General features: G+C 64.5%; 15 protein-coding genes. All 15 read right to left on the reverse strand.

Annotated features, from left to right (window positions below; all coding sequences use genetic code 11):
* Nucleotides 1–2: 2 nt before the first annotated feature.
* The 15 genes from WFR25_RS20485 to WFR25_RS20555 all read right to left on the reverse strand — a co-directional run bounded on the left by WFR25_RS20485 (nt 3) and on the right by WFR25_RS20555 (nt 17,278).
* Nucleotides 3–953, reverse strand: a complete 951-nt coding sequence (locus WFR25_RS20485) for a cell division protein FtsQ/DivIB (RefSeq protein ID WP_336973245.1) — start codon at nt 951–953, stop codon at nt 3–5.
* Nucleotides 950–1,888, reverse strand: a complete 939-nt coding sequence (locus WFR25_RS20490) for a D-alanine--D-alanine ligase (RefSeq protein ID WP_336973246.1) — start codon at nt 1,886–1,888, stop codon at nt 950–952. The genes WFR25_RS20485 and WFR25_RS20490 overlap by 4 nt, the downstream gene beginning before the upstream one ends.
* Nucleotides 1,885–2,817: a UDP-N-acetylmuramate dehydrogenase gene (gene murB, locus WFR25_RS20495; protein WP_336973248.1), complete on the reverse strand. Its 933-nt coding sequence runs from the start codon at nt 2,815–2,817 to the stop codon at nt 1,885–1,887. Before murB ends, WFR25_RS20490 begins: the two co-directional genes overlap by 4 nt.
* The gene (murC, locus tag WFR25_RS20500) at nt 2,814–4,241 is read right to left on the reverse strand and encodes a UDP-N-acetylmuramate--L-alanine ligase (RefSeq protein ID WP_336973250.1); all 1,428 of its coding nucleotides are present in this window, start codon (nt 4,239–4,241) and stop codon (nt 2,814–2,816) included. Before murC ends, murB begins: the two co-directional genes overlap by 4 nt.
* Nucleotides 4,238–5,404, reverse strand: a complete 1,167-nt coding sequence (murG, locus tag WFR25_RS20505; RefSeq protein WP_336973252.1) for an undecaprenyldiphospho-muramoylpentapeptide beta-N-acetylglucosaminyltransferase — start codon at nt 5,402–5,404, stop codon at nt 4,238–4,240. The genes murC and murG overlap by 4 nt, the downstream gene beginning before the upstream one ends.
* Nucleotides 5,401–6,606, reverse strand: coding sequence for an FtsW/RodA/SpoVE family cell cycle protein (locus WFR25_RS20510; protein ID WP_336973254.1), 1,206 nt, complete (start codon nt 6,604–6,606; stop codon nt 5,401–5,403). The genes murG and WFR25_RS20510 overlap by 4 nt, the downstream gene beginning before the upstream one ends.
* Before the next feature lie 35 nt (nt 6,607–6,641).
* A complete protein-coding gene (murD, locus tag WFR25_RS20515; protein ID WP_336973255.1) occupies nt 6,642–8,003 on the reverse strand; it encodes a UDP-N-acetylmuramoyl-L-alanine--D-glutamate ligase in 1,362 nt (453 codons plus the stop codon).
* Between the two features lie 4 nt (nt 8,004–8,007).
* Complete coding sequence (mraY, locus tag WFR25_RS20520) at nt 8,008–9,078, reverse strand: phospho-N-acetylmuramoyl-pentapeptide-transferase (protein ID WP_336973256.1); 1,071 nt, start codon at nt 9,076–9,078, stop codon at nt 8,008–8,010.
* Entirely contained in the window at nt 9,078–10,469 is a 1,392-nt protein-coding gene (locus WFR25_RS20525; RefSeq protein WP_336973258.1) for a UDP-N-acetylmuramoyl-tripeptide--D-alanyl-D-alanine ligase, read from the reverse strand. Before WFR25_RS20525 ends, mraY begins: the two co-directional genes overlap by 1 nt.
* Nucleotides 10,470–10,575: 106 nt before the next feature.
* Nucleotides 10,576–12,021 (reverse strand): UDP-N-acetylmuramoyl-L-alanyl-D-glutamate--2,6-diaminopimelate ligase, encoded by a 1,446-nt coding sequence (locus tag WFR25_RS20530; protein WP_336974990.1) that lies wholly within the window; start codon nt 12,019–12,021, stop codon nt 10,576–10,578.
* On the reverse strand, nt 12,021–13,730 hold the full coding sequence (locus WFR25_RS20535) for a peptidoglycan D,D-transpeptidase FtsI family protein (RefSeq protein WP_336973260.1): 1,710 nt from the start codon (nt 13,728–13,730) through the stop codon (nt 12,021–12,023). Before WFR25_RS20535 ends, WFR25_RS20530 begins: the two co-directional genes overlap by 1 nt.
* On the reverse strand, nt 13,730–14,401 hold the full coding sequence (locus tag WFR25_RS20540; RefSeq protein ID WP_336973261.1) for a colicin transporter: 672 nt from the start codon (nt 14,399–14,401) through the stop codon (nt 13,730–13,732). The genes WFR25_RS20535 and WFR25_RS20540 overlap by 1 nt, the downstream gene beginning before the upstream one ends.
* The gene (gene rsmH, locus WFR25_RS20545; RefSeq protein WP_336973263.1) at nt 14,398–15,387 is read right to left on the reverse strand and encodes a 16S rRNA (cytosine(1402)-N(4))-methyltransferase RsmH; all 990 of its coding nucleotides are present in this window, start codon (nt 15,385–15,387) and stop codon (nt 14,398–14,400) included. The genes WFR25_RS20540 and rsmH overlap by 4 nt, the downstream gene beginning before the upstream one ends.
* Complete coding sequence (locus tag WFR25_RS20550; RefSeq protein WP_336973264.1) at nt 15,387–15,881, reverse strand: division/cell wall cluster transcriptional repressor MraZ; 495 nt, start codon at nt 15,879–15,881, stop codon at nt 15,387–15,389. The genes rsmH and WFR25_RS20550 overlap by 1 nt, the downstream gene beginning before the upstream one ends.
* Nucleotides 15,882–16,075: 194 nt before the next feature.
* Nucleotides 16,076–17,278 (reverse strand): motility-associated ABC transporter substrate-binding family protein, encoded by a 1,203-nt coding sequence (locus WFR25_RS20555; RefSeq protein ID WP_336973265.1) that lies wholly within the window; start codon nt 17,276–17,278, stop codon nt 16,076–16,078.
* Between the last annotated feature and the right edge of the window lie 6 nt (nt 17,279–17,284).

Consider the following 17,284-nt stretch of genomic DNA (forward strand, 5'->3'; position numbering starts at 1 on the left):
GATCAACCTTCCTTGGCAGTCTCTGAGGCGGTCTCCGACACGGCGGCTTTCGCCCCCTCGCCGTCATCCGACGTCTTCCGCTCCTGCGGCAAGCGCAGCACGAACCGGTCGGGATCGCGCATGTCGAACTTCACGATCCCCCGCCCCAACAGGCGATTGACCCCGTCCATCCGCGCAAAATTGACCAGCGCGCCCGCCGATGCCTTGTCGCCTTCGGGCAAGGAAAGCGTCTCACCCGACTGAAAGCGCAAGTCCCAGCGCCGGTTCCCGACCCAGGTCGCGCCCGCCAGCATCGGCTTGAGCGCAGGCGCATTTTCCATCAGCCGGTTGAGGCCCGCCGTCTGCTGATTGGCGTTCGGCCCCACCACCAGCGGCAGATCGGGCATAGCGCTCGTCGATACCGATTGCAGCACTGCGCCGCCCACGTCGATCAGATGCAACTGGCCATCATGCTGCCACACCGCCACTGGCTCGCGCTCGACGATGTCGACCACCAGCGTATCGGGCAGACGACGGGAAATCCGCGCATCCTTGACCCAGCCCAGCTTCAGCATCTCGCCGCGTACTTTGGTCAGGTCCAGCGCCAGCATGGAGCGGTCTACCTGCCCCAGCGCGATGTTATAGACGGGCAGTTCGTCCATGCGCTCAACCCCGCGCACCTCGACCTTCGCCACTTCGAATCCCGCGCGCGACGCCAGCTTCGCCGCCTCAGCCTGCGCCATGCCGGGTAGCCCCATGATGATCGCGGCCCCCACCGCAACCCCGCCGACCACGCCGACGATGGCCCAGCTTGCCATGCGCTGGACCGTCGCCTCGCTGACCGGGAGCACCTCAATCGCGCGGTCCAGCCAGGACTGGCGTTTCATCACCTTGCCGCGGCTGTTGCGCGCGCCGCCCTTGCGCGGCGTGCTGAGGCGGGCGGTGCCGCCGCGCCTGATCCTGGCTTCCGTCATGCCGTCTTCCCCCCCAACGCATCCTCGACGATCCGCTCGACCAGCTCGGCATAGGCAATCCCCAGCTTCGCCGCCTGTTCGGGCACAAGGCTGAGCGGTGTCATCCCCGGCTGGGTATTGACCTCCAGCAGGAACAGCCCCTCTATCCCCTGTGTATCATCCCAGCGAAAGTCCGACCGCGACGCCCCCTTGCAGCCCAGCAACTGGTGCGAGCGCAGCGCAATCGCCTTGCACGCCGCCGTAATCTCGTCGGGAATGTCGGCCGGACAGATATGGTCGGTCATGCCGTCCGTATATTTGGCGTCGAAATCGTAAAAGCCGCTCTTGGGCCGCAATTCCGTCACCAACAACGCCTCGCTACCCAATACCGCCGTCGTCAGTTCGCGCCCGCGGATATAGGGTTCGGCCAGCAATTCGTCGAAATGCAGCCACGGCCCTTCGACATCGCGACCAATGGGCGAACCATAATTGCCTTCCTCGGTGACGATCGCAACGCCGACCGAGCTACCCTCGTTCACAGGCTTGAGCACATAAGGGCGTGGCAGCGGGTCGCCCGCGAACAGGCTCTTACTCTCCACGATCAGCCCGCCGGGCATTGGTACGCCATGCGGCACCAGCGCCTGCTTGGTCAGTTGCTTGTCGATGGCGATCACCGACGTCGCCAGGCCGCTATGCGTATAGGTCAGGCCCATCAGGTCCATCATCCCCTGCACCGTGCCATCCTCGCCGGGCACGCCATGCAGCGCATTGAACACCACATCCGCCTTCGCCTCGGCTAGCCGCGCGGCGACATCGCGATCCATGTCAATCCGCGTGACGCGATGCCCGCGCGATTCCAGCGCCTTGGCGATCCCCTCTCCACTGGAGAGCGAAACAGGACGCTCGGACGACCATCCGCCCATCAGCACGGCGACATGCCAGGGACCACGACTCATTGCATCGCTCCCGATTGGACGCCAACCCGCTGAATTTCCCACTCCAGTTCCACGCCGCTCTTGTCCTTCACCCGTCGCCTGACTTCCTCGCCCAGCGCCTCGATATCCGCGCTGGTCGCCTCGCCCAGATTGAGCAGGAAGTTGGTATGTTTTTCCGACACCTGCGCGCCGCCCAGCGCCAGCCCGCGACAGCCCGCCTCGTCCACCAGCGCCCAGGCCTTGTGCCCATTCGGGTTCTTGAAGGTGGAGCCGCCCGTCTTGCTCCGCAGCGGCTGACTTTCCTCACGCGCAGCAGCGATGCGATCCATCTCGGCTTGGATTGCGGTCGACTCACCCGGCTGCCCCCGGAAAGTCGCACTCACCACCACCGCGCCCTCGGGCAGCCTACTGTGACGATAGCTATAGCCTAGCGCCGCAGCGTCCAGCGTCACCACCTCGCCCGAGCGCAGCACCACATCGCACTCGACCAGTATGTCGCCCGTCTCGCGCCCATAGGCGCCGCCGTTCATCCGCACAAAGCCGCCGACCGTACCGGGGATCGACCGCAAAAACTCCAGTCCCGCGACCCCCGCATCCCGCGCGGTCGAGGAGACAAGAATGCCCGAGGCTCCACCGCCACACCGCAGTGCGGCCGCATCAATCGCCTCGACCTTGGCGAAAGCCTTACCCAGCCGCACGACCACGCCCGGCACGCCGCCATCGCGCACGATCAGGTTGGACCCCAGCCCCAGCGCCATCACCGGCACCGCCGAATCGAGCGCGCGCAGGAAATCGGCCAGATCGTCCGCATCCTTCGGCTCGAACAGCCATTGCGCCGCCCCGCCACTTTTGAACCATACCAGCGGCGCCAATGGCGCGCGCGGCGTCAGTTTGCCACGCACCGGCGGCAAGTCGGTGGAGACTGCAACGGAAGGCGCAGATGCGCTCACGCGGCTTCCTTCGCCTTGGCAGACACAGCCTTGGCCAGCCCCGCCGCCCATTTGGTGATGTCGCCCGCGCCCAGACAGATGACCATGTCATCCGCCTGAATATCGCTCGCCAGAATGCTGGCCAGTTCATCCGCGCCATCAACCGTCGCAGCGGCACGATGCCCGCGACGCTTCAGCCCCGCGACCAGCGCGGCGCTGTCCACACCTTCGATCGGTTGCTCGCCCGCCGTATAGACTGGCGCGGCATAGACGATGTCGGCATCATTGAAGGCCTGCTGGAACTCATCCATCAGGTCATGCAGCCGCGTGAAGCGATGCGGCTGGACGACCGCGATCACTCGCCCGCGTGCCCCTTCGCGCGCCGCCGCCAGTACGGCCTTTATCTCCACCGGATGATGACCATAATCGTCGATGACGGTCGCAAAACCCACACCCGCCGGGATTTCCCCAACCTTGGTAAAACGCCGCTTCACCCCGCCGAACTTGGCAAAACCCGTCTGAATCGTCGTGTCGTCAATGCCCATGTGCAGCGCCACGCCGATCGCGGCCATCGCATTCAGCACATTGTGCCGACCCGGCATCGGCATCTCGATCCCTTCGATCCGCCGTGTATGGCCGTCGCGCTCACGCACCTGAACGTCGAAGCGATTGCCGCCGGGGAAGGACACGACATTTTCACCGCGAATATCCGCCTGCGCCGAGAACCCGTAAGTGACGATCCGCCGGTCCTGCACGCGCGGCAGGATCGCCTGCACCTCCGGGTGATCCAGACACACGATCGCTGCGCCATAGAAGGGCACATTGCCGACAAATTCGACAAAGGCGTCCTTCACCCGGTCGAAACTGCCATAATGGTCCAGATGCTCAGGATCGATATTGGTGACGACCACAATCGTCCCATCCAGCCGCAGGAAGCTGCCGTCGCTCTCGTCCGCCTCGACCACCATCCAGTCGCTATTGCCCAGCCGCGCGTTGGAGCCATAGCTGTTGATGATGCCGCCATTGATGACCGTCGGATCAACCCCGCCGGCATCCAGCAACGCCGCGACCATGGATGTCGTCGTCGTCTTGCCATGCGTCCCGGCAATCGCGACGGTGGATTTCAGGCGCATGAGTTCCGCCAGCATCTCCGCCCGGCGAATGACGGGCACCCGGTTCTCCAGCGCCAGCTCGACCTCCGGGTTGCCGCGCTTGATCGCGGTCGATGTGACCACCACCGCCGCATCGCCCAGATTTTCGGCGTTGTGGCCGATCATCACCTTGATGCCCTTGGTTCGCAGCCCCTCGACCACATAGCCCTCGGCCACATCGCTGCCCTGAACCACATAGCCCAGATTGTGCATTACTTCGGCAATGCCGGACATGCCGATGCCGCCGATGCCGATGAAATGAATAGTGCCGATGTCGGTGCCGACGCCCTTCATGCGGGAACTCCCTGAAGATTGAGATTGGAGGGCGGTGGCGTCACCTTGACAGGGTCATTCATGATCGGCGCCTTGCCGATGCTTTCCAGCAGGTCGGCCATGTCGCGCGCCGCATCGGGCCGCCCACAGGCCCGCGCCCGCTTGGCCGCATTCTGTAATGCGCCGGGTTCGATCGCCATTTTCTGAATCTGCTTGGCCAGTTCCACCGCCGTAAATTGCGATTGCGGGATGGAACGCGCCCCGCCCGCCTCCACCATTTCGCGCACATTGGCGGTCTGGTGGTCATCCATCGCGCTCGGCAACGGCACCAGTATCGCGGGCCGCCCTGCGCAGGTCAGTTCCGCCAGCGTCGAAGCTCCTGCTCGCGCGATCACCAGATGCGACCAGCCCAGCTTCTCGGGCACGTCATTGAAATAGGTCGCCAGATCAGCCGGGATTTCCATCGATGCATAGGTCGCGCGCACCCGCTCGATATCCTCGGCCCGGCACTGCTGCGTCACCTGCAACCGGCGGCGCAGACTCAGCGGCAGCATCGACAGCCCCTCGGGCACAACGGTCGACAATATGCTCGCGCCCTGACTCCCGCCCGTCACCAGCACGCGGAACACGCTCTCATCGGTCAGCGCCGGAAATTCTTCCTCGCGCAACGCCTTCACCTCTTCGCGCACCGGATTGCCGACCAGATGCACCTTGTCGGCATAGCTGTCCTTCAACCGCTCGATCACCGGATAGGCGGTGGCAATCGCATTTACCCGGCTCGCCAACAGGCGATTGACCCGGCCCAGCACCGCATTCTGCTCATGGATCGCGGTCGGAATCCCATCGGCCAGCGCGCCCAGCAGCGCGGGCATCGCCGGATAGCCGCCAAAGCCCACAACGGCGGTCGGACGGAACGTCTCGTTCAGCCGCCGCGCCATGGCACGGCCTGCCAATATGCCCTTGGCCGCGGGCAGCCAGCTTTTGGGATTACCGGTCATGCGGCCCGCAGGCAGCATATGCACCTGCGCCTTTTCGAAGATGCCGGGGATCTTCGCCCCCCGCTCGTCCGTGACCAGTGCGACATGATGGCCGCGCGCCATCAGTTCTTCCGCCACCGCGTGGGCCGGAATCATATGACCACCCGTTCCGCCGGCGGCGAGAACGAAGTGACGGGAAATACTCATCGACCACTCCATTTGACGACTGTATGCCGACCCATGAAGGGGTTGCGTCGCGTGAATGCGAGCAACAGGCCGACGCCGATACAAAGCGCCAGCATAGAGGAGCCACCGTAGCTGATAAAGGGCAGCGTCATGCCCTTGGACGGAAAAATCTGGGCATTGACGCCCATGTTGATGATCGCCTGCAACCCGAACTCGGTCGTCAGGCCTGCCGCGGCCAGGATGGTGAAATTATCCTCCTCGTCCAGCAGGCGCAGCAACACGCGCACGATGATGGCAAGATAGACGAAGACGATGGCGATACAGGCCAGCAGCCCGAACTCCTCGCCGATGACAGAGAAGATATAGTCGGTATGCGCTTCAGGCAGGCGGAACTTCTGCTGCCCGCCGCCCGGCCCCACCCCGGTAAAGCCGCCATTGGTGATGGTGCGAAACGCAAGGTCCGTCTGGTCCGGTCCGCTATCATGGCTGACGCCGATCCCAAGGAAATCGTTGATCCGCTGCCGCCCGTTCTCATAGAACATATAGGCCGCGACCAGCGCCCCCAGCGCCGCGACGCCCAGCGCCCCGATCGCCCGCATCGACACGCCCGACAGCAGCAGCAGCGTCGCCCAGCAGGCAGCAAAGATCACCGTCTGGCCAAAGTCGGGCTGCCGCATCAGCAGCACCGCGATCAGCAAGGTCATCACTCCGGTCAGCGGAATGACGGGCAGGTTCGCGTCCCGCCCTCCCCGCAGCGACAGCAACCAGGCCGTTGTGACGACAAAAACCGGCTTCAGAAACTCCGAGGGCTGAAACCGCATCCCCGGCAGGTCGATCCAGCGCTTCGCCCCGTTGATGGTGGAACCCAGCAACGGCACCAGCAACAGCATGACGAAGAAGAAGGCCGCACCGATCATTGCCAGCCGCCGCGCCTGTGTGCGCGGCAGCATGGAGATGACCAGCATCACCGGCAGGCCGATCAACACCCAGATCAACTGGCGATAAAAATAGATGAGCGGATTGACGGCCACATGCGCGGTCGACCGGTCGATCGCCGCGACCGGAGAGGCGGCAGCAACAGCAACCAGCCCGATCGCCATCAGCACGACGATCAGCGACAGCAGCACGCGGTCGATTTCCCAGAACCAGATGGCCAGCGCCGTTCGCTCGCGCGGCACCGTGCTGTTGCGAAAGCCCTTCACCAGTTCTCCGGCTTTCGTCATCCGCGTGCGCGCGCTATCTGGCCCCCCACCACTCTTCATACGTCCCCCAATGCCTCAACGGCAGCGGCAAAGGCATCGCCCCGCGCCTCGAAATCGCGAAACTGGTCGAAACTCGCGCAAGCGGGCGACAACAGCACCACATCGCCGGGCTGTGCGATGCGCGCGGCCCGGCGGACGGCGGCCGATAGCATTTCGCTGTCATCCACCGCCATATGCGGGCGCAGCAGGTCGGCGAACATATGCCCCGCTTCACCGATCGTATAGGCATGGGCGACGTTGCCGAACTGGGCCAAGCACTCGTCCAGATTGTCGCTCTTGGCCAGACCACCGACGATCCAATGGATGCGCGGCTTACCCTCGACCGGCGGCCAAGCGGCCAGCGCGGGCGCGGTAGAGGCAGGATTGGTCGCCTTGCTGTCGTTGACGTACAGGACGCCGTTTCGCTCCGCCACCCGCTGCATCCGATGCGGCAGGCTGGCGTAGCTGGCCAGCGCGTTCAGCGTCGTCTCCTCATCGATCCCCAGAGCCTGCGCCACGGCAATGGCGACCGCTGCGTTCTGGGCATTATGCGGCCCCTGCAAGGCGGGCCAGCCAGCCTGCGCGACCGGATCAATATCCGCCGCCTTCACTTCAACGCGGGCACCAACAGCCCCTTGGGCAATCGCCCGGCTCGACGCATCCTCGGTCGCAATCACCGCGACATGATCCGCCGACTGCATCGCAAACAACCGCGCCTTCGACGCCACATAGCCCTCAAACCCGCTATAGCGATCCAGATGATCGGGCGTGATGTTCAACAGCACCGCGACATCGCAATCCAGGCTCTGCGTCAGGTCGATCTGATAGCTCGACAGTTCCAGCACATAGACGCCCACGCCATGCAGGTTCGGCTCCAGTGGCTCCTGCCCCAAAATCGGCAGCCCGATATTGCCGCCCATGCGTGTGGGATAGCCCGCTTGCTCGATGATGTGATGGATCAACGCCGTCGTGGTCGACTTGCCGTTGGTGCCGGTGATGCCGACCACCTTATGCGGCGGCAGCGTCGGGCGGGCTAGTGCAAACAGTTCAATGTCGCCGATGACCGGCACGCCCGCCAGCTTCGCCCTCTGGGCAATCGGATGGCGATTGAGCGGCACCCCCGGCGACACGACCACGCCGTCAAACCCGGCGAGGTCGATCTCCATCGGATCGCCGATTTCCAACGTGACATCGCCGTCAGTCCGGGTCGATATCTCCATGACAGCGTCCACCGCCGCCTCCCGCGCCTCTTCGCGATTATCCCAGGCGACGACCCGCGCGCCGCTTGCCGCCAGCGTCTCGACGGTGGCAAGGCCCGACCGCGCCAGCCCCAGCACCGCATAGGTCTTTCCCGCAAAGACGTTCGAAACGATCCCCATGCCCTTACCTCAGCTTCAATGTGGCAAGGCCGGCCAGCGCCAGCACAAAGGATATGATCCAGAAACGGATGACGACGGTAGGCTCCGCCCAGCCGATCTGCTCGAAATGATGGTGGATCGGGGCCATCTTGAACACCCGTTTGCCGGTCCGCTTGTAGAAAAAGACCTGGATGATGACGCTCATCGCTTCGACCACGAACAGGCCGCCTATGATGCCCAGCACGATCTCATGATGCGCGCTGACAGCGATCACGCCGATCGTCCCACCCAGTGCCAGACTGCCGGTATCGCCCATGAACACGGCGGCGGGCGGCGCGTTGAACCACAGGAAGGCCAGCCCCGCTCCCACGATCGCGCCGCATAATATGGTCAGATCACCCGCCCCCGGCACATGCGGAATGCCCAGATAGTCCGCGAAATCCGCGCGCCCCACCAGATAGACGATCAGCATGAACGCCAGGCTGGCGATAATCACCGGCATGGTCGCCAGCCCGTCCAGCCCATCGGTCAGGTTCACCGCATTGCCGAACGCCACGATCACGAAGGCGGCAAATATGAAGTAGAAGGGACCAAGATTGATCGCCGGCCCATTCCAGAAGGGCACGTACAGGGCGGTGCCGTTCTGCTGAACGATCATCCATGCCGCGACGCCCGCGATCAGGAATTCGAAGAACAGCCGCAGCTTGCCCGACAGCCCCTTGTGGCTGGCCTTCGTCACCTTGTCATAATCGTCCAGAAACCCGATCGCCCCGAACCCCAACGTCACAAAGATGCAGGCCCAGATATAGATGGACGACAGGTCCATCCACAGCAGCACGGACGATACCATCGCGGTCAGGATCATCAGGCCGCCCATGGTCGGCGTACCGCGCTTGGCCAGATGGCTTTGCGGCCCGTCGTCGCGGATCGGTTGCCCCTTGCCCTGCCGCACCCGCAGCCAGCCAATGAACTTTGGACCGATCACCAGTCCGATCAGCAGCGCGGTCGCGATCGCCGCGCCAGTGCGAAAGCTCAAATAGCGGACGAGGTTGAAAATCCCCGCGAAATCCAGCGTTTGCGCCAGCCAGTATAACATTATTCCGTCTCTTTCCTGCGCGCTCTGGCGCTCAGGGCGGCAACCGTCCGCGACAGTCCCACCCCGTTAGATCCCTTTATCAAGATGGCGTCGCCTGCGCGCACCTCCGCCTCCAGCAACCCTGTGGCGGCGGCAGCGTCGGCAACATGATCGAACGCCATCACACCCTTCAGCGCGCTGGCCAGCGGCGCCATCTCCTCACCCACCAATATCGCATAATCGACCTGCCCTTCGCCCAGCGGCGCGGCCAGCCCGGCATGAAGGTCGTCGCTCAGATGCCCCAGTTCGCGCATCGCGCCCAGCACGGCGATCCGGCGGTCAGCCTCCTCGCGGCCCAGTTGCTTCAACGTCGCCGCCATGGACAGCGGATTGGCGTTATAGCTTTCGTCGATCAACAGGGCTTGCCCACCCTCGACCGCCAATATGCACCGCTCGCCGCGTCCGGGCAGCCCCGGCATCTCCGCCAGCGCCAGCCCCGCCGCCGCCAGATCACCACCAGCCGCATCGACCGCCGCCAGCACGGCCAGCGCATTGGACACCCAATGATCGCCCGGCGCGGCCACGGTGAAACATAATTCAGCATCCGGCAGGCTGGCCGTCACCAGCGTTCCGCCATTGGATGCAGACACAGCTTCTGTCGCGCGCACATCCGCGCCCTCTTCCAGCCCGAATGTCAGCACGCGCTCCGCATAGGCGCTGGCCTTGGCGTAAAGCGTCTCCACATGTGGGCTGTCATAGGGGATGATCGCCGTGCCGCCCGACTCCAGCCCCTCGAAAATCTCGGCCTTGGCCTGCGCGATGGCCGCTTCGGTGCCGAAAAACTCGATGTGCGCCGGTGCAATCGCGGTGACGATTGCGACATCTGGCCGCACCATCTGAGTCAGCACCGATAGTTCGCCCTCATGGTTCATCCCCATCTCGAACACGCCGAACGCGCTCCCCCGCGGCATCCGGGCGAGGCTCAAGGGCACGCCGACATGGTTATTGTAGCTTTTGACCGACCGATGCACCGCCCCCGGATTGGACCGCTCCAGCGCCTGAAACAACGCTTCCTTGGTGCCCGTCTTGCCGACCGATCCGGTAACGCCGATGACTTTGCCCATCATGCGCGCCCGCGACGCCTCGCCCAGCGCTTCCAGCGCCCGCGTGGTATCGGCGACCAGCACATGCGGATACTCGACCGCCTCGCTCACGATCGCGCCCGCTGCCCCCTGCGCGAACGCCTTGTCGACGAAGCGATGCCCATCGGTCGCCTCACCCTTCATTGCTATGAACAGGTCACCATCGCTTACTTCCCGACTGTCGAAGGCTACCCCAGAAACGGCAAAGGCGGCAGACACGCTGCCGCCGGTAGCCTTGGCGATTTCCTCAGAGGTCCAAAGGTCAGCCATCACAGCCCTGCCTCCGTTCGCTTCGAACGAAGTCGAGAAGCATGCATCGATTTATAAAGCCGGTTCTCGACGCGCTCGAACCGAACGGCAAGGATTGCTGCAAACCTCAACCGGCGCACTCCCGCGCCACCGTCACATCATCGAACGGCAGCACACGGTCACCGATGATCTGACCCTGCTCATGCCCCTTGCCCGCCAGCAGAACGATGTCATCCGCTCCAGCCTGCGCGATAGCCGCAGCGATGGCCGCCCGCCGCCCACCAATTTCCTCAGCTCCCGGCGCACCCGCCATCACCGCCGCGCGAATGATCGAAGGCTCCTCGGATCGCGGATTGTCGTCGGTCACGATCACATGATCGGCGAGGTCCGTCGCCACCGCGCCCATCAAGGGACGCTTGCCCGTGTCGCGATCGCCGCCCGCACCGAACAGCGCGATCAACCGCCCTTTGGTATGTGGTCGCAGCGCCTCGATTGCGGCGCGCAGACCGTCGGGCGTATGGGCATAATCGACATAGACTGGCGCGCCCGCCTTGCTGATGACCGCCCGCTCCAGCCGGCCACGCACCGGCTGAACCCGGCCCATCAGTTCCAGCACTCTGGCCGTGTCGCCACCGCAGGCGATGATCAGCCCGGCCGCCGTCAACGCATTGGCCGCCTGATAAGCGCCGATCAGCGGCAGGTTGACCTTATAGGCTTTACCATCCGCCTCGATCTCCAGCGTCTGGCCCAACTGGGTCGGGGTGCGGTTGGTCAGGCGCAATGCCTGCCCCTGCACCCCGACGCTCAGCAGACGAAGCCCCCGCTTCGTAACTCGTTCGATGACCTTTGCGGACCATATGTCGTCAGCCCACACGACCGCCGCGCCGTCCCCGGCAACGACCCCGTCGAACAGTCGCATCTTGGCATCGAAATAGCTGTCCATGTCGCCATGGTAATCCAGATGATCGCGCGACAGGTTGGTGAAGGCTCCGGCGCGCACCGGCAGCCCCTCGGTCCGATATTGCGCCAGCCCATGGCTCGACGCCTCGAACGCGGCATGGGTGATCCCCTCACGGCGCAGGCCCGACATGTTGGACAGGAAGGTAACGATGTCCGGCGTGGTCAGCCCTGTCGACACCTGATCGACCGAAGTGGTGACCCCTAGCGTACCAATGGACGCCGCTTTCTCCCCCATCATCCGCCACAACTGGCGCGCCAGCTCCACGGTGGAGGTCTTGCCGTTGGTCCCCGTCACCGCCACCGTCACGTCCGGAAAGGGTGCAAAGAAACGCGCGGCCAGCCCAGCGAACAGACGGCGGGGATTGGCATGGGCGATGTGGATCGCGCCCTCGACCTTCGCCTCAGGCCGGGCGACCACGGCGATGGCTCCCGCCTTCACGGCGTCGGCGATATAGTCCTCGCCATTGACGCGCAGCCCCTGAAAAGCGCCAAAGACAGTACCGGGTGCAACCTTGCGATTATCGATGGCAAAGCCCGTGACCGGCGCGTCAAGGTCGCCCCCCTTGGCGGCGACCTCTGCGTCCAATCCCTGCGTAATCGCGCCGAGGCGCATCACTCTTCTCCCTTGGCTTTCCAGAGCAGCGGCATCAGGTCGGAAATCTCCACGTCGCGATGCTCGTCGGGCAGCACGCCCAGCATCGGCCCGATCCGCTCAACCACCCGCTTGACCACCGGCGACGCCGTCCAGGCGGCGGTACGCAGTCCGAACGTTTCGGCATTGCCCTTCGGCTCGTCCATCATGGCGAGCACGACATAGCGCGGATTGTCCATTGGAAAGGCGGAGGCGAACGTCGTCACCAGCGAACTCTTGTTGTAACGGCCCTCGAAGGGCTTTTCGGCGGAACCTGTCTTGCCGCCTACCCGGTATCCCTTGGCGTCGGCGCTGCGACCAGTACCCGCCGCAACGATCATCCGCAACAGTTGCCGCATCCGCGCGCTGGTCGCGGCGGAAAACACCCGGCGCCCCTGCGGCGCTTCGTCGGCTTTCAGCTTGCGGAGCGTGGCGGGGCGATAGATGCCACCATTGACCAGCGCGGCGTAGGCGCTGGCCAGATGCATCGGCGTCACCGCGATACCATGACCATAGGCGACGGTCATGGTCGTAATCCGGCCCCAGCTAGACGGCCAGATGCCCTTGGCCCGCTCCTTCAACTCGATCGCGGGACGCTGATCGAACTCCAGGCTGCGGAACAGGGTCTGAAGCGGCTCGGCCCCCATTTCGTCGGCGATCCGCGCGGTCACGATGTTGGAACTCTGCACCAGCGTCTCGGGCACATTCAGCCAGCGGCCCGCACTATGATCATCTTTGATCCGGAAGCGCCCCACCTGCAATGGCGCGGTCGCATCATAGCGCTTGCTCATCGACGTCACGACGCCCCGGTCCATCGCCACGCCAATCGATAGCGGCTTGAAAGTGGAACCCAGCTCCAGCCGCGCCTGCACCATCTGATTGCAGCGTGGCGAATCGCTGCACGTCTTGCCCACAGTGCCTTGCAGCTTGTTGGGATCAAACACGGGAATGGAGGCCATGGCGATGACTTCGCCAGTATTGGCGTCCAGCACGATCCCGCCTGCACCCTTGGCCCGCTGCGACACCATCTGGGCATAAAGCTCGCTCTCCAGCGCGCCCTGCACCCGGCTGTCGATCGAAATGGCAAAGGGTTGCCCCAGCGTCGCCGGGTCGGTCAGCCGGTCGTTGAACGCAGCCTCCACACCCATGCCACCCTCGCCATCGATACGCGGCGCAAAGCCCAGCACATGCGCGGCGAGTGTCCGCTGGGGATAGAGCCGCTCCTTCTCACGTGGGAACTCGATGCCGATCTCGCCCAACGCATTTACCGCCGCCACTTCCTCGGGCAGCGCCCGGCGGCGCAGATAGGCCCAGCCCTTGCCAGTCAGCTTCTTGTAAAAGGCCGCTTCGGGTTCGTCGGGAAAGATTTCATGCAGCTTGCGCGCCAGTTCAGCCGGTTCGCCGATCAGCTTCGACGGACGAACCGAGATCGAATAGGCGTCCATCGTCCGCGCCAGGGGCACCCCATTCCGATCGACGATATCGGCGCGCGCAGGCACCCCGCCAAGGCCTGTGGAGCCATGCCCACTGCTCGCGAACACGCCGACCCACATCAGGCGCAGCACCAGGATCGCGGTGATCGCCAGGAACAGCAACAGGATCAGCATCAGCCGGTTATGGGCGATGGCGGTCAGATTGACCCGTTGCGCGCCTGCGCGGATACCAGCGGGCTGGATGATAACGGTCGCCATCAGCGCGCCCTTTTCCGATTTTCGCGCGCAGCCCTGGCGCTCAGGTCGCCCAGCGTACTGTCATCCAGCAGCTTGGCGTCCAGCATCGCCATCCGTTCAGCCCGGCGCGCCAGCGGATCGGGACGCGACGTATCGACTGGCGCCTCCTTTTCCTTCGCCTTTTTCGCAGGCTTGGAAGGCTTGGAAGGCTTGTCGGCAACCGCCAGCTTTTCCACATTGTCGCGCGCATGGGCGGACCGGATGATAGCAATGTCACTGCGGATCTGGGTCGCGGCGGGGCTAGCCGGCGCAGGCTGCGGCGCAGACGGCAGGTCGGCGGGCGTCTCGACCATCGCCACCATCACCGGCGGCGCAACATAGGCCGGACCGTTGGGCTGGATGCCGTCGAGATGAGCGAGCGCCCGTTCCCCCTCCAGATATTGCGCGGCGGCGGGCGTCGAATAGCGGAAATCATCCACATTCCAGCGCTCCAACTGACGCATGGAGGACCGAGCGCTGAACTCCGTCTCCAGATAGCGGATGTCGGCGCGCGCGGCGGAAATCTGCACCTGCACCCGCGTCAATTCGTTCCGCTCGGTCGCAACACGCAGCGAAACGAGATAGGCGCCCAGCGCCCCCAACGCCACGACCAGCACCCAGAACAGGCTCTGCAATCGCTTGACCGCGATCATGACTGGGCACTCCTCTGGGGGCCGGATCGGAGGGAATCGGGGCGGGAAACGGGATTGGCGGTACGGACGGCACTACGCAGCGTCGCGGAACGGGCGCGGGGGTTACGCGCCAGTTCCTCAGCGCTCGGGCGCACCGCCTTTGCGGGCCGCTCGAAAGTCGGTGCGACCTCGGCGGCCCGCTCAGGCAGGTGGCGCGACCCGCCGGCCTCTCCGCCGCTTCTGCGGCGCAGGAACTGCTTCACGATCCGGTCTTCCAGGCTGTGGAAGGTGACGATCGCAATCCGACCGCCCGTCTCCAGCACCGCCTCGGCGGCTTCCAGCCCGCGCTCCAGCTCTTCCAGTTCCTGGTTGATATGGATGCGGATCGCCTGGAATACGCGGGTCGCCGGGTCTTTCTTGTCGTGCGGCTTATAGCCCAAGGCCCGGCGCACTACCGTCGCCAGTTGCGCCGTCCGCTCCAGTGGGCGCGCCGCCACGATCGCCCGTGCGACCCGGCGCGACTTCGGCTCCTCGCCATAACGATAGATAACGTCGGCAATATCGTCTTCGGCGGCGGTGTTCAGGAAATCGGCCGCACTCATGCCGCTCTGGCTCATCGTCATCAGCAGCGGGCCATCGGACTGGAAGGAAAAACCCCGGTCCGCCCGATCGAGTTGCATGGAGGATACGCCGATGTCCAGCGTGACGCCCGACACCTTGTCCATGCCCTCATCGACCAAAGCGTCGGCCAGCAGCGACTCCATCCGCGAAAATTCGCCATGGATCAGGGTGATGCCATGTTCGGCCGCCACGCCCTGCCCTTCGGCGATCGCATCGGGGTCGCGATCAAAGGCAAAGACGCGCGCTCCCCGTTCCGCCATCGCGCGGCTATAGCCGCCCGCGCCGAACGTGCCATCGACATGCACCTCACCGGGGTTGATGGCGAGGGCGTCGAGCACTTCGTCGATAAGGACGGGAATATGGGGGGCGATGCTTTGCGCGGTCATCAGCGCTTCTCCGCCGCGCGCTGGTCGAGCCAGCGACGCACCTTGTTGCGGATCAGCGCCGGGCGATCGGCGCTTTCGACCAGCGCCTCAGGCTTCCAGATCTGGAAATAACGACCCACGCCGTAGAAGAAAGCCGTATCCTTGATGCCGATTTCTTCCTTGATGTCGGCGGAGAGGGCGAAACGACCCCCTTCGTCGAACGTCGCCTCCTCGATCATACCCAGACGCAGTTCGCGCTCCAGATCGCCATTGAAGGGCCGATCGGCGGCGCGCGCCTCACGCTCCAGTGCTTCGACCTCGGCAAACAGGAAGGACCGGTGGGATTCGCCAAAACCGGTCGCGCAGCCATTTTCGATGTGCAGCGACAGATACAGCTTGTTCTCGCCTGCGCTGGACAGCTTGACCTGCCGACGCATCTCCAGAGGCAATACGAAACGGCCTTTGCCGTCCGCCGCGATACACGCGTTGCCCGTATAGAGAATGATGTCCGACACAGGTGGAACAACCCCGCCTATTCACCGGGCGCAGGCCTCCCGTCGCCGGAATCGCTGCTTACAATCCGGCGCACAGGACGTTGACCAACCTGAAACCCCAATGTCGCCTGATTACCAAGCATCGGGGGTCATGGAAAGATAGTTTTTTGGGTAGAGCAGGGAAATCCTGTTTTGTTCTGGGTTTTAGACCCACTTTAGCCGGATTGGCCGGGCGGTTCAGGGATGGGAAGTCGCCCAAAGACCTGTTTTGGCGCCCTGCCGATGGCCATTCCCATCACCGCCCAGCCAATCCCGGCCAGCAACGCCCAGCAAACTGCATCGCGCAGCACCACCCCATTGCGCAGCCAGCGCCGCCCAGCCTGCATGGGCAGACCCAACCATTGGGCCATCAGATCCGGCGTGTCCGCAACCCAGTTCCGCGCCTCCAATGGCCGCGCCGGGTCAGCAAGCCACAGCCGGTCGTCCAGCAAATCCGCATCGGCCACGATCACAGCCACCCCACGTCCGACCGCGCAACGCATAACCAATCCGTCCTCCATCGCGCGACAACCCGCCCCAACAGCCCGCAGCCGCCCCGTCGCCACGGTCGTGACCAGCCGTCCATCACGCAAAAACCGGCGCACCTCTCCCTCGTCCACCGACTCCAGTTCCACGCCCCAATGCACGAGCAGCGGCCCAAGCGCCGTGACACTCGGCGCACGCCGCCGATCCCCCATCGGCAACCGCGACGGCCAGACAAGCCGGGAATCGGCCAGCACCAGCACATGCCCACCCGCCCGCACCCAGGCGTCGATCGCCACCAGCCCCGCAGGCTCCGGATCACGCGGCTGCGCCAGCATCAGCCTGTCCCCCGCCCGCACATCGGCAAGAGTATCGACAGCCCGAACGTCGAAACGCGCACGCAGCACCGCGATGATCGGCGCATCCACCCGCGCCATGCCGCCTTCCTCCCAGAACAACGGCAGCGCGGTCATCACCGCAAGCGACGGTCGAACCGCAGACACATCCACCCGATCACGCGGTCCCAGCCACAACAGCAAAGCCGCACATCCCAGCACCATGCCCGCCGCGCCGCGCAAAGCAGACACGCACAGCATTGCTCCACCCAGTCCGGACAGGAGACTGATTGCCAGCAACCCCAGCGCCGCGCCGCCCATCGGCAATCGCCCGGCAGCCAGAAAACAAAATAGCAGCACGCACAGGACAGCGCCCACCGCGCTCGCCAGCGCGACATCGCGCCCTGCAAAAATCCCCGCCCCCGCCAGAAAGACAAAGGCAGGCGCCCCCCAAAGCCAAGGGTCCACCTGCCCCGTCCGCATGACAAGAAACAACCCGGCCAGCAGCACCGCCAGCATCGGAACAAACAGCATCAGGAAAAGACGAGCCGCGGCGATCATCCGACC

This window comes from Sphingobium aromaticiconvertens, assembly GCF_037154075.1.
Classification (GTDB): Bacteria; Pseudomonadota; Alphaproteobacteria; order Sphingomonadales; family Sphingomonadaceae; genus Sphingobium; species Sphingobium aromaticiconvertens.